This is a genomic window from Vibrio sp. JCM 18905 (assembly GCF_055393305.1).
On record NZ_AP043880.1, the window covers coordinates 174880 to 187317 of the forward strand.

At 46.3% G+C, this 12438-nt stretch carries 11 protein-coding genes; 3 read left to right on the forward strand and 8 right to left on the reverse strand.

From position 1 onward, the window contains the following. The first annotated feature begins 38 nt into the window (after nucleotides 1–38). Entirely contained in the window at nucleotides 39–323 is a 285-nt protein-coding gene (gene tsrA / locus ACZ5ZC_RS17450; protein ID WP_005397034.1) for an H-NS-like global regulator TsrA, read from the forward strand. 27 nt (nucleotides 324–350) lie between these two features. Here tsrA and ACZ5ZC_RS17455 read toward each other — a convergent pair whose 3' ends face one another. The 4 genes from ACZ5ZC_RS17455 to ACZ5ZC_RS17470 form a co-directional block, all read right to left on the reverse strand. After that, the gene (locus ACZ5ZC_RS17455; protein ID WP_012841278.1) at nucleotides 351–806 is read right to left on the reverse strand and encodes a DoxX family protein; all 456 of its coding nucleotides are present in this window, start codon (nucleotides 804–806) and stop codon (nucleotides 351–353) included. A gap of 10 nt (nucleotides 807–816) precedes the next feature. Next, nucleotides 817–1575 carry an HvfC/BufC N-terminal domain-containing protein gene (locus ACZ5ZC_RS17460; RefSeq protein WP_074190846.1) on the reverse strand — a complete coding sequence of 253 codons (759 nt, stop codon included), beginning with the start codon at nucleotides 1573–1575 and terminating at the stop codon, nucleotides 817–819. Then, on the reverse strand, nucleotides 1572–2441 hold the full coding sequence (gene bufB / locus ACZ5ZC_RS17465; protein WP_054868324.1) for an MNIO family bufferin maturase: 870 nt from the start codon (nucleotides 2439–2441) through the stop codon (nucleotides 1572–1574). The genes ACZ5ZC_RS17460 and bufB overlap by 4 nt, the downstream gene beginning before the upstream one ends. 82 nt (nucleotides 2442–2523) lie before the next feature. After that, the gene (locus tag ACZ5ZC_RS17470) at nucleotides 2524–2784 is read right to left on the reverse strand and encodes a BufA1 family periplasmic bufferin-type metallophore (RefSeq protein WP_464932383.1); all 261 of its coding nucleotides are present in this window, start codon (nucleotides 2782–2784) and stop codon (nucleotides 2524–2526) included. A gap of 280 nt (nucleotides 2785–3064) precedes the next feature. Between ACZ5ZC_RS17470 and uvrD the strand changes: the two genes are divergently transcribed. Further along, a complete protein-coding gene (gene uvrD, locus ACZ5ZC_RS17475) occupies nucleotides 3065–5239 on the forward strand; it encodes a DNA helicase II (protein ID WP_464932159.1) in 2175 nt (724 codons plus the stop codon). Nucleotides 5240–5998: 759 nt separating this feature from the next. Here the strand turns inward: uvrD and ggt are convergent. From ggt to rarD, 4 genes are all read right to left on the reverse strand, one after another. Continuing rightward, nucleotides 5999–7765 (reverse strand): gamma-glutamyltransferase, encoded by a 1767-nt coding sequence (ggt, locus tag ACZ5ZC_RS17480; protein WP_464932160.1) that lies wholly within the window; start codon nucleotides 7763–7765, stop codon nucleotides 5999–6001. A gap of 98 nt (nucleotides 7766–7863) precedes the next feature. After that, nucleotides 7864–8535 carry a LysE family translocator gene (locus tag ACZ5ZC_RS17485; RefSeq protein ID WP_258431742.1) on the reverse strand — a complete coding sequence of 224 codons (672 nt, stop codon included), beginning with the start codon at nucleotides 8533–8535 and terminating at the stop codon, nucleotides 7864–7866. A gap of 101 nt (nucleotides 8536–8636) precedes the next feature. Next, on the reverse strand, nucleotides 8637–9434 hold the full coding sequence (locus tag ACZ5ZC_RS17490) for an AraC family transcriptional regulator (protein ID WP_006743074.1): 798 nt from the start codon (nucleotides 9432–9434) through the stop codon (nucleotides 8637–8639). A gap of 74 nt (nucleotides 9435–9508) precedes the next feature. After that, nucleotides 9509–10426, reverse strand: a complete 918-nt coding sequence (gene rarD, locus ACZ5ZC_RS17495; RefSeq protein ID WP_464932161.1) for an EamA family transporter RarD — start codon at nucleotides 10424–10426, stop codon at nucleotides 9509–9511. Between the two features lie 174 nt (nucleotides 10427–10600). Here rarD and recQ point away from each other — a divergent pair, with 174 nt between their 5' ends. Continuing rightward, nucleotides 10601–12436 (forward strand): ATP-dependent DNA helicase RecQ, encoded by a 1836-nt coding sequence (recQ, locus tag ACZ5ZC_RS17500; protein ID WP_005397012.1) that lies wholly within the window; start codon nucleotides 10601–10603, stop codon nucleotides 12434–12436. The last annotated feature ends 2 nt before the right edge of the window (nucleotides 12437–12438 follow it).

The following is a 12438-nucleotide window of genomic DNA, read 5'->3' on the forward strand; positions in this document are numbered from 1 at the left end:
CAGACTTTTCCTGACACCATAACGGAACTCAAAAAGTAATGTCGTTAACCACGTATGAAATGGCTCGTATTCTAGAGCAAATGGAAGATTCACCAGAAAAGGTGATGTTTGGCAAGTTGCTTAATGAGCTGGGTAATCAAAGCTCCGAGCGTATTCGTAGTGCGGCTAAACAAGTACCTCTGCCAATTTTGCGTGATATCGTGTACCAATTCCAGCAAGTGATTGAGTCGCGCAAAGGTGAACAAGTTGAGCTGTTGGCAAAAGATCTTGCTCAACAGGGCATCTCAGCTGATGAGCTTCTTGCTTACTTAAATAAACAATAAAAAGTCCCCGCCACTGCGGGGATTTTTTTATCGCGTCAGCTTGTTCTTTATAACATGGTCGATAGAGATGACTCCTGGTCCCCATACGATGACCACTAAAATCATGAATCCCCACAACTGATGGTCATAGAACCCTTTTTCCCACAGTACCGGGTAAGAGATGACCGCGATGATATTGAACACAAACAGAATCGCAGCCATCGGGCGGGTAATTAATCCCAACGCTAAAAATACTGGCAGAATCAACTCGGCAGCCGTTCCCATGTAGGCCGCTAACTCCCAAGGTAAAAGTGGTACTTGGTATTCCAATTCGAATAGATACAGCGTGCTATCCCAAGAAGAAACTTTGATTAACCCTGAATTGAAGAACACCCATGCAACCCATAAGCGACAAAAGAGAAGTAGTAAAGGGACAAAGCCAGCTTGTAAGGTATTGATCAAGTCGTCGTACCGATTGACTAAGTTTTTAACCGTATTCGTCATAGAGTGCTCCTTAGATTGATTTCAATGTAAAGCCGTCAACGAGATCGAGTGCCATGATGCTATTAAGGTGAACGAGCAAAGCTTCGGGTATTTCGCTCAAACTCTGCTTCTGCTCTAAACATTGCAGCAGTTGAAAAACATCGGTATCGAGTGCGTGACATTGAGCTTCTCCATTGGCTTGAATCGATATGACACCTCGCTGTAATTGATTGATATTGAGCTGTTCAAAATCTTGGTGTTGAATCGTATGAAAGAGATCAAATACGGCGTAGTTTGAGTCAAAGCTGCGACTGCCAGTGCGCAAATGAAACACCAATTGAGGTTGTTGTTCTTCCGTCACTTGGGCAAGTGCAGATAAAGGGATTCGATTTGGTTTTTCGACTTTCTCATTCTGTATTTGTCGAGCTAAGTCTATATGCCATTCAAACCTTGCGACTTCAGGAGTGTACGGGGCTTGGGTCATGACCTGACTAAACTGCATAATCGTATCTTGAAAGCCCACACCATAATGTACGACATTACCTTCTGCTAAGGGGTGAGAAAGTACGTATTGGCGAGCAATTTGATCGAAGCACTCTTTTCCAACTAAGGCTTCAACCATTGGGTAGGTCGCTGCCAATACCTCACTCAAGCTGATGATAAAGTTATTGCGGTAAATCTGTATGCGTTCATCTGCGGTAAACTTGTCACTCACAATGTCGCATTCTTCACCGAGCGCTTGATAATGTAGGGCTTTAGCAAATTGACTCTGCAAGGTCGCAAGATTCATGACGCTTTCCTTTTGCTCTTTTGGTCAATTAAATGATTTTTCTGCAATAGTGAGGATGCTTTTTCTGCTTCGCCAAGAAGTATTGCTGGTGCAGGAATATCCAAATCCCATTCAATCAGCGTATGGCGAGGGCCGTGTTTTTGTGTCCAACTAACGAACAGCTGCCATACTTCATCACTGACGGGACGGCTATGAGTATCAATCCAAATCTCACCTTTATCCAACGTCTTAATAGTAAAACCTGCCAAATGAATCTCGTCGACTTTGTCGGCTGGAATCGCATCTAGGTATGTGTCGCAATCAAAACCGTGATTGAAGGCGGAAACATATACGTTATTTAAGTCGAGTAATAAACGACAGTCGGTGCGCTTTTGCACTTCGGTAAGAAAGTCCCATTCACTGATGGTTGAATGGTGAAACTTCACATAACTAGATGGGTTCTCAATTAAGATTTCACGTTGTAGATGTTCTTGCACTTCAAGCACGTTACGAGTGAAGACTTGCAGCGCTTCTTCCGTGTAAGGCAAGGGAAGTAGGTCATTGAAGTAGTGACCAACATTTTCACTCCAACTTAAATGGTCAGAAACGAAGAACGGGTCAACTGTATTTATCAATGCTTTTAGTTGCGCTAAATGTTTTGGGTTCACACGTTCCACCGAACCCAGCGACAAACCAATACCGTGGCAACTAATTTGGTAGTGCTCGCGTAATGCTTGCAGTTGATGGCGCTCTACTGAGTTGGGCTGAAAGTAGTTCTCGCTGTGGATTTCTAGCCACGACAGCTCAGGTTTGTGTTGGCTAAAATAATCGAGATGAGGGGAGCGTAATCCAACGCCAGCAAGAGGATGGAAAGAGTGATGTTTCACGTGAAACTCCTTTTCTGATTGGCGAGTAACTGGGGGCGTTGGTTAAAGTGCAACGCGCCCCACAGAAACTTGTAATGTTGAGTTATGAGTCGCTGGTGCTACCGCCAGCCAATTTGTCACACAATCCTTTAGGAACGACAACAAAAGCATCTTTTTGGTTGTCTTCTTTAGAGGTACCCGCGCAAGAGCTGTTTTTCGTTGCGCAGTCATTTTTACCGGCTTTCGCCACGCCATAACACTTTTCTTTTTCTGCTGCGACAGCAGGGGCTGCGGTGAGCATGGTGCCACCAAGAGCAAGAAGGCCAGTAACAGCTGCAGTAACAGCAAGGTTCGATTTTTTCATCATAATTTCCTCTGAGTGATTTCCTTTTACTTTCATTCGGCAAGTCGATTCGCCGTTTGGCGTACAACCTTTATCCACTTGCTTAAATTAAAAGATAGAGATGAGGCAGAAAAACTTTCATAAAAATAACTGTCGCGAATGGTTTTGGGGTGATTACCTTCGTTAACTCTTTGAATGAAAGATTAAAAAAACAACGAATTTTTTATCAAGTTTTGTCTAAACAGCACCCAGCTGTTTAGGTTATAATCGGTTTTTATGTATAAATAACCAGTAGCTCATCATGATGGATCCATCTCTATTACTCGACGGTCTAAACGATAAACAGCGTGAAGCCGTTGCAGCTCCTCTAGAAAACTTACTTGTCCTTGCTGGTGCAGGGAGTGGTAAGACTCGCGTTCTTGTTCACCGTATCGCTTGGCTTATGTCAGTCGAGCAAGCTTCTCCTTTCTCGATCATGTCGGTCACCTTCACCAATAAAGCGGCAGCAGAAATGCGTGGTCGTATTGAAGAGTTGATGATGGGCAGTGCATCTGGCATGTGGAATGGGACTTTCCACGGTATTTGTCACCGCATTTTGCGTGCACACTATCTTGATGCCAAGCTACCGGAAGATTTCCAAATCATAGACAGCGATGATCAGCAGCGCTTGTTAAAGCGTTTGATCAAAGCACAAAACTTGGATGAAAAGCAGTGGCCTGCACGCCAAGTTTCATGGTGGATTAATGGTAAGAAGGACGAAGGATTACGCCCATCGCATATCGACGCTTATCACGATCCAGTGACCAAAACTTATTTGCAGCTGTATACCGCTTACCAAGAAGCGTGTGATCGTGCTGGCTTAGTGGACTTTGCGGAAATTTTGCTGCGCGCGCATGAGCTACTGCGTGACAACAAGTTTGTGCGTGAACACTACCAAGCACGCTTTAAGCATATCTTGGTTGACGAATTCCAAGACACCAACAACATTCAATACGCTTGGCTACGCATGATGGCTGGCCCAGATTGTCACGTGATGATTGTTGGTGACGACGACCAGTCAATTTATGGTTGGCGCGGTGCAAAAGTCGAGAACATTGAGAAGTTCACGCTGGAGTTTCCGAGCGTGAACACCATTCGTCTCGAACAAAACTATCGTTCGACCAAGACGATTCTTGAAGCGTCCAATACCTTGATTGCGCACAACACTGAACGCATGGGTAAAGAGCTGTGGACGGATGGCAATGTGGGCGAGCCGATCTCGGTTTACAGCGCTTATAACGAGCTTGACGAAGCGCGCTTTGCGGTCAATAAAATCAAAGAGTGGCAAGAGAATGGCGGTGCATTGAATGATGCTGCGATGCTGTATCGTAACAACGCGCAATCTCGTGTTTTGGAAGAAGCATTAATTCAGGCAGGCTTACCGTACCGTATTTACGGAGGTATGCGATTCTTCGAGCGTCAAGAAATCAGAGATGCGTTGAGCTACTTGCGTTTGATGGCGAACCGCAATGATGATGCCGCGTTTGAACGTGTCGTGAATACCCCAACACGTGGTCTGGGTGATAAGACGCTTGAAACTATCCGTCGTGCAGCTCGTGATAGAGGGTGCACCATGTGGGAAGCCAGTCTGGCAATGCTCGATGAGCAAGTATTAACGGGTCGAGCAGCTGGTGCGTTAAGTCGTTTTGTCGAATTAATCACCGCGCTGGAAGACGATACACTAGAAATGCCATTGCACGAGCAAACGGACCACGTGATCAAGTACTCGGGTTTGTTTGCGATGTATGAGCAAGAGAAGGGCGAAAAGTCTAAAGCTCGCATAGAAAACTTGGAGGAGCTGGTTACCGCCACTCGCCAATTCGAAAAACCAGAAGAAGCGGAAGAAATGTCTCTGCTGACGGCATTTTTAACACATGCGGCTCTAGAAGCGGGCGAAGGTCAGGCGGACGAATTTGAAGATGCAGTCCAACTGATGACGCTTCACAGTGCGAAAGGTTTGGAATTCCCATTGGTATTCATGGTCGGTGTGGAAGAAGGTATGTTCCCAAGCCAGATGTCCGCTGAAGAGGCAGGGCGCTTAGAAGAAGAGCGCCGTCTGTGTTATGTGGGTATGACGCGCGCGATGCAAAAGCTCTACATTACTTACGCGGAAATGCGTCGCCTATATGGCCAGGACAAATACCACAAACCATCGCGCTTTATTCGTGAATTACCAGAAACGTGTTTGGATGAAGTGCGCATGAAGGCGCAAGTGAGTCGCCCTTCAAGTAGTGGACGTTTTAGCCAAACCGCAGTAAAAGAAAACTTCAATGAGACTGGTTTTTCACTAGGTTCTCGTGTGATGCATCCGAAATTTGGTGAAGGAACGATCATCAACTTTGAGGGCAGTGGCCCACAAAGCCGAGTGCAGATTGCTTTCAATGGTGAAGGCATTAAATGGTTAGTCACCGCTTACGCGAGACTGGAGAAGCTGTAGGGCTTTATGAAAAAATAAACATAAGAGCTGCTTCGGTGGCTCTTTCTGTTTTGGCTGTTTTGAATCAACAAAATGCTGAAAGATAGGGAGCTAAATGACGCTATTCGAAAAGGCTCTTAGTCTAAATCGCTTATCTTTAGACAAAGAAAAAACCCGAGGGCTTACGCCCGTCGGGGTTATAGTCTTACTCGCAGCAATCCAGCTACTAAAAGTGCTCCATGCATCAAATCCTTGATAGCGTGCTGCATTCCTTCAGCTTAATCCTTTCGTCGCCTTCCTAGCGGTGTCCTTGACCTTATCCTGGTCTGCTAACCATCCTCGTTAGCTCTCATCACTTGTTCCCTGAGCGGTGTCCATGACATCATCCTGATGTTCAGTCCTTTCCTCGTCCAGAGGTGTCCATTTCCCGTCCTTAGTAGCAACCGTCCTAGTTGCTATTGATTCCGTTCAATGTCCAGTTTTGCAATCCATGCCCGACTATTCATCCTGAATACCCGTTTCTTCTTTCTGAAGTTCACCAAATCCGTGGTGTTTCCTGTTCCGTGTCAGCATCCTTCCGACAAGGTTCATATTACGCTCTTCACGATTCTCAACAATGGTCGAAGCCCACATTTTTCTCAATCAAAAGCGTTTGAAAAACAAACATATTTATATTATTCAATATCTTATGTTTGTTTGTGGGCTGTTTTACCATTAAAAAAGAGAGGTTTGCTCCACTCCTTGTGAGAGATCTCGCACAAGGAGTCGAGCAAAACAGGCCTATTTGCCGATTGCTGCTCCTTCTCGACGAGGATCTGCGGCACCTTCTAGTCCATCTTTTGTTATGCGTATCGCATGCAGTCCAGAATTCAAATCACGAACATTGGTTTTAAAGCCCATCTTCTCCAGCTCTGGCTGTAAGCCTTCTGCAGCGGTACCTTGTTCAATATCTAAGGTGCCAAAACGGTCGAGTAATCGTGGTTGATTGATTGCTTGTTGGATATCCATATCCCATTGCGTGTGGGCAATGATGGTTTGCGCCACGTAACCGATGATTCGACTGCCACCCGGAGAACCTATCGCCATGTAAGGTTTGTTATCTTTCATCATAATGGTCGGGGCCATTGAAGATCGTGGACGTTTGCCTGGTTCTATGCGGTTGGCGATTGGGATTCCTTCGTTATGAGTACGGAAAGAAAAATCGGTCAGTTCATTATTGAGCAAGAAGCCACGCACCATTAAGCGTGAGCCAAACGCATTCTCAATGGTGGTCGTCATGGAAACCACATTGCCTTGCTTATCGACGATATTGAAATGGCTGGTGGAAGGGAGTTCAATGGATTCGTCCATGCTTAAGTTCATTGCGTGCGACCACGGAGGATTGCCCGCTTCAACTTTGCTTAGTGCTTTGCCGACTTGGATCAGCTCTGCTCGCTGCTGGAGGTAGCTTTTATCGAGCAAGCCTTGAGTTGGCATCGGCACGTAATCTTGGTCTGCCATGTATTTACCACGGTCAGCAAACGCTAGACGCGATGCATCGGCGAGTACTTGCCAAGATTTAATGCTGTTGGCCCCCCAGCCTTTGAGATCGTACTGTTCAGTGATCGCCAAAATCTGACCAATGGTGAGCGCGCCAGAGCTTGGTGGTCCCATGCCGCAAATGTCATAGCTTTGGTATGCTGCACAAACCGGCTCACGTTGTCTGATTTGGTAGGTATCAAAGTCGGGTTGGGCTAATACGCCGGGGTTACCCGGCGCGTTTTGTACCGTCTTGATAATGTCTCTGGCGATATCCCCGTGGTAGAAGGCTTGAGCACCTTGCTTAGCAATAGCACTCAGCGTTTGTGCGTATTCAGGGTTTTTTAATAGCGTACCTTCGGTTTTTGGCGAGCTATCCGAGTTAAAGAAATAGGCTTTTGTGACTGGAAAGCGTGATAAACGCTCGGCGTCTTTTTCTATCAAGCTTGCTAGGCGAGGACTGACTTTGAATCCTTGCTCCGCAAGCGAGATAACAGGCTGAATGATCTTTTTCCATTCCAGCTTGCCGTATTTCTGGTGGGTATCCCACAATAGTTTCACGGTGCCTGGTGTTGCGACAGAGCGTCCACCAACCACGGCATCGTAGAATTGCAATGGCTGACCGTTCTCATCTAAAAATAGCTTTGGCGTTACGGCGAGGGGGGCGGTTTCACGCCCGTCGTAAGTGGTCAGTTTTTGCTTTTCGCTATCCCAATACACTAAGAACGCACCGCCACCAATACCTGATGACTGGGGTTCAACTAAGCCAAGCATCAATTGCACCGCGACCATGGCATCTATCGCATTCCCGCCTTGCTCAAGTACGTCTGCACCCGCCTGGGTCGCCAGTGGGTTAGCAGCGGTAACCATATAATCTTTAGCTTTGACCAGCTGCTTTTGCTCAATGCCAGTGCTGTGCTCTGGTGCGACCGAATCTGCAGCTTGGTTAGCGAAGGCTTGTCCAATGAAGGTGAAAGGGGAAGTAAGAAAAAGACCCGAGAGTACGAGTCGGTTAAATGTCCATTGCATGATGACTCTCCATGTTGCCAACTAAGGTCATTCAGCTTGGCAGCCACGGAGATAGTCGTCGAGTTTCCTATTAAAGAAATGTCGAGTGTGCGACGCTTTTAAATCAGAGAGTTATCGAGAAAGGAGCGGAAGGTTTGCACTAAAATACTGCTGCCAACTAGAGTAAATACCACACCACATAAACCATCTATATAAATGCTGGCTTGCTGCAATCTTGTTTGCAAGCGCTGCGTTGACAGCATCCATGCAAGGCTAGAAAACCAGAGTAGCGACAAACCAAACAAAATCACCAGAGCAATTCCTTTTCCTGTCACCGACATGCCCACTGGGACAAGGCTCGACATTAAACTCACAAAAAATACTAAGGCTTTGGGGTTGAGAATATTGGTTGCGAACCCCTTGGTAAACGCCTGACGTTTATTACCGATCACAAGGTTACTGTTTTTGCTTGGCTGATCAGAAAGTGGGTTTTTGATCATCGCGATCACGCCGCGCAGTGCACCGATACCCAAATACAACAGATAGCTGCCCCCAAGCAATTGTAAGACGGAATAGAGCAGAGGATGCTGGTGAACTAAATAGCTCACCCCCGTTAGGCTGAATAAAGAATGCAGCAAAATACCGACTGATAAGCCAAGCGCAATGTATAAGCCAGTTTGACGGCCATGACGAGTGGCATTTTGTACCACAAGCGCAAAATCCGGACCTGGGCTCATTAAGGCAATGAAGTGGATACTGGCAAGCGTTAAAAGGATAGTCGATTCATTCATAACACATCTCAAAACATAGTGGATATGAGCTATTGTCGTGATTCTTATTCGGTAGTGCTTGTAAAAAACTAGCAGTACTGAATACCACCGCGTATGAGATATTAGCGTGCCACTTGTGAAGGCGAGACGCCATAGGTTTGTTTAAACGCTTTACTAAAGTGGGCCTGATCATAAAAGCCCACTTGATAGGCGACGTCCGTACCACACCATCCTGCTTGGAGTAGTTTCATTCCTTGCTCTAATCGCAAGCGAGCAAACCAAGCGTAGGGAGTCATACCTGTTTGCGCTTTGAAATGGCGTTGAAATTGCGTGGGGCTCAGTTGACAGAGCTCTGATAGTGCATCTAAACGAACTGTTTGGTCGAGATTCGCCATTAAGTAATCTTTTAAGGTATGCAAAGACTGTTTTCCAAGCGGAACCACTTTTTGCCTCGCGAGTGATCCGTAGCGATCAAAAAGTTGATTAAATCCTTCAAAAGGAAGGCAATCTTTGGTGAGTTGGCTGAGGTTCTCGCGGCGAAGAAGAGCATGCAAGTTACTAAGTTGTGAAAATATCTGTGGATCGGAGATGATCAATTCATTAAAGCGGATTATTTGACCATTTTGACTAAGATCGGCAAGATCGCTGAGTAGGTGCGGCTCGATCGCAAATACATTCACTTCATAGCCACTTTCGAGCTTAGAGTGCCCATCGTGCAGTTCATCTGGCGGCATAATTACGATTTGCCCATGACCCACTTGATGGCTACAGCCTTGATATTGGAACTTTTGCGTGCCATGCGTGATCAGACCGAGGTGAAAGTCCAGATGATAGTGCCTTTGGAAGGCAAACTTCTGGTATTTCGCCTCGATCAGGCTCAGCTGATCATGGTCGGTTGCGTAGTATTGAATCTGTTCCATTACATACAAAAAAAGCTTGGTCACATTATGACCAAGCTTATCTGGCAATTTCTAACTTGTCTTGTAAAAAACGATCACTGTGGCTGAACGATTCGGCGTGAGTGACGGTTGTTGCGCAGTCCATCAAAGCTAAATACGACTAGCGCTCCCCAAATAAAGGCAAAGGTAATCGCTTTATCCATGGTAAAGGGTTCGCCATACATCAGTACTGCCAGTAAGAACATCAAGCTTGGGCCGATGTACTGGAAAAAGCCCAACGTTGATAATTTGAGTCTTGTTGCCGCACCCGTAAAACAAAGTAGGGGCAGTGTGGTAATCACCCCTGCTGCAATCAACAAGCTATTTAATGCTAACGGGTTAGTGAGCATATTCGACGTTGGGGTTTCTGCAATAAACAGCAGATACACGGCGGCGACAGGCAGAAGAAGTAATGTTTCGATAAACAATCCTGTTTTTGCATCGACACTGACTTTCTTCCTTAAGAGGCCATAGAAGCCGAAACTCATTGCTAACGCCATCGCAACAACGGGCACGGAGCCGAATACAATCAATTGGACCAGTACGCCACAGCCCGCTAATACGACAGCAAACCATTGCAACTTACGAAGTCGCTCTCCCAAAAAGACCATGCCGAGCAAGACATTGATTAATGGGTTGATGTAATAGCCTAAGCTCGCGTCAAGCATATGATTGGAATTGACCGCCCAGATGAAAATCAGCCAGTTTCCGCCAATTAATACAGAACTTGCGATCAGGTAAGCGATCTTCGTTTTGTCTTTCGCGATGTAGTAAACCGAGCGCCAGTGACGGCCAAAGTGAAGGAGTGCGGCAAGCAAAAAGAAAGACCAAATCACCCGGTGGCTCAGAATTTCCAAAGGGGATACTTGTGCGATGGATTTAAAATACATCGGCGCAATGCCCCACATGGTATAGGCACCAATCGCCAGCAAGATACCTTGCCGAGCGCGTTGTTGTTCGTCTTCTGGTGTCATGAGGTGTCACCTAATTGTGTGTTTATAGAGCAGAAAATCAGTATACGAGTCGTGATGCGAAACACCTAGCAATTTGCGGTTTTATTCACCACGAAACCCCATTACAATGTGCCCTCACTTTGTGTGCCTGGGCATGCAAAAGCATTTCTACGATCACTCAATCTGAGATTATTCATGACCTCAACCTTGCTAGCCGAACAATCAGATACGCCTGTAACGCCTCAACGTGTGTTGGAGGAAGTCTTCGGTTACCAGACGTTTCGTGATGGTCAGCAAGAAGTTATTGAAGCCGCTATCGAAGGCAAAGACAGCTTAGTCATCATGCCGACTGGTGGCGGTAAATCTCTCTGTTACCAAATTCCGGCGTTAGTGCGCTCAGGGATTACCTTGGTGATTTCACCGCTGATTTCATTGATGAAAGACCAAGTTGATCAACTGAAAGCCAATGGCGTAGCTGCGGAGTGTGTGAACTCGACCATGAATCGAGAAGAGCTACTGAGTGTGTATAATCGCATGCACTCTGGTCAGCTTAAGCTAGTGTATGTTTCGCCAGAGCGCGTGTTAATGCGTGACTTTATTGAGCGTTTAGAAAACTTACCCTTATCTATGATCGCCGTGGATGAAGCACATTGTATCTCTCAGTGGGGACATGATTTTCGCCCAGAATACGCGGCTTTAGGTCAGTTAAAGCAACACTTTTCACATGTACCTTTTATGGCACTCACTGCCACTGCCGATGATGCGACGCGTCGTGATATTCTAGAACGCTTACGCTTACATGAGCCTCAGGTGTATCTAGGAAGCTTTGATCGTCCCAACATTCGTTACACCTTGGTAGAAAAGCACAAACCGGTTTCTCAAATCATTCGCTATCTAGCCACCCAAAAGGGAAGCTGCGGCATTATTTATTGCGGCAGTCGTAAGAAAGTTGAAATGGTGACCGAGAAGCTATGCAACAACCATATCCGCGCTGCTGGTTATCATGCAGGGATGGATACTGAAGAGCGAGCTTACGTTCAGGAAGCTTTTCAACGTGATGACATTCAAATCGTCGTTGCGACGGTTGCATTCGGCATGGGTATCAATAAGCCAAACGTGCGCTTTGTTGTGCATTTTGATATTCCACGTAACATCGAGTCCTATTATCAGGAAACTGGTCGAGCAGGGCGAGATGGCCTGCCTGCCGAGGCGATGATGTTGTATGACCCAGCCGACATCAGTTGGTTGCGTCGTATGTTGGATGAAAAAGATGATGGACCGCAGAAGCAGGTAGAAAGCCACAAACTCAATGCGATGAGTGCTTTTGCGGAAGCGCAAACCTGTCGTCGTCAGGTACTGCTCAACTATTTTGGAGAGTATCGCGAAAAGCCGTGTGGTAACTGCGATATCTGCCTGGACCCACCAAAACACTTTGATGCGACCGAAGAAGCGCGCAAAGCGTTGTCGTGTGTTTACCGCGTTAACCAAAGTTTTGGTATGACGTATGTGGTTGAGGTGCTGCGTGGGATGCAAAACATTCGTGTGCGCGAACATGGCCACGATAAAATTTCGACTTACGGCATTGGTCGTGATCACAGCCATGATTACTGGGTGAGTATCTTCCGCCAGTTAATTCATAAAGGGCTGCTATTTCAAAACATCACTCGTAACTCGACGTTGCAATTAACCGAAGAAGCACGTCCATTACTACGTGGTGATGTGTCTTTAGAACTTGCAGTTCCACGTTTAGATACCGCAGCACGTGCCGCGAAGTCGGATAAACTGACCAGCAAAAACTACGATAAGAAGTTGTTTGCCAAATTACGTAAGCTACGTAAGTCGATCGCCGATGAAGACGGTTTGCCACCATACGTGGTATTCAGTGATGCGACCTTGATTGATATGGCAGAAATGCTGCCAACGTCATACGGCGAAATGTTAGCGGTTAGTGGCGTTGGTCAACGTAAACTAGAAAAATACGCCGATCCATTCTTGGATCTGATCCAAGAACACATTACTCACCACGGATAAGG

What these genes read in the sequence shown, in the direction of transcription:
- rarD (WP_464932161.1), bottom strand. Translation starts at nt 10,426, where the DNA reads ATGACACCAGAAGACGAACAACAACGCGCTCGGCAAGGTATCTTGCTG.
- ACZ5ZC_RS17485 (WP_258431742.1), bottom strand. Translation starts at nt 8,535, where the DNA reads ATGAATGAATCGACTATCCTTTTAACGCTTGCCAGTATCCACTTCATT.
- ACZ5ZC_RS17460 (WP_074190846.1), bottom strand. Translation starts at nt 1,575, where the DNA reads ATGAATCTTGCGACCTTGCAGAGTCAATTTGCTAAAGCCCTACATTAT.
- recQ (WP_005397012.1), top strand. Translation starts at nt 10,601, where the DNA reads ATGACCTCAACCTTGCTAGCCGAACAATCAGATACGCCTGTAACGCCT.
- ACZ5ZC_RS17490 (WP_006743074.1), bottom strand. Translation starts at nt 9,434, where the DNA reads ATGGAACAGATTCAATACTACGCAACCGACCATGATCAGCTGAGCCTG.
- ACZ5ZC_RS17455 (WP_012841278.1), bottom strand. Translation starts at nt 806, where the DNA reads ATGACGAATACGGTTAAAAACTTAGTCAATCGGTACGACGACTTGATC.
- ggt (WP_464932160.1), bottom strand. Translation starts at nt 7,765, where the DNA reads ATGCAATGGACATTTAACCGACTCGTACTCTCGGGTCTTTTTCTTACT.
- uvrD (WP_464932159.1), top strand. Translation starts at nt 3,065, where the DNA reads ATGATGGATCCATCTCTATTACTCGACGGTCTAAACGATAAACAGCGT.
- ACZ5ZC_RS17470 (WP_464932383.1), bottom strand. Translation starts at nt 2,784, where the DNA reads ATGAAAAAATCGAACCTTGCTGTTACTGCAGCTGTTACTGGCCTTCTT.
- tsrA (WP_005397034.1), top strand. Translation starts at nt 39, where the DNA reads ATGTCGTTAACCACGTATGAAATGGCTCGTATTCTAGAGCAAATGGAA.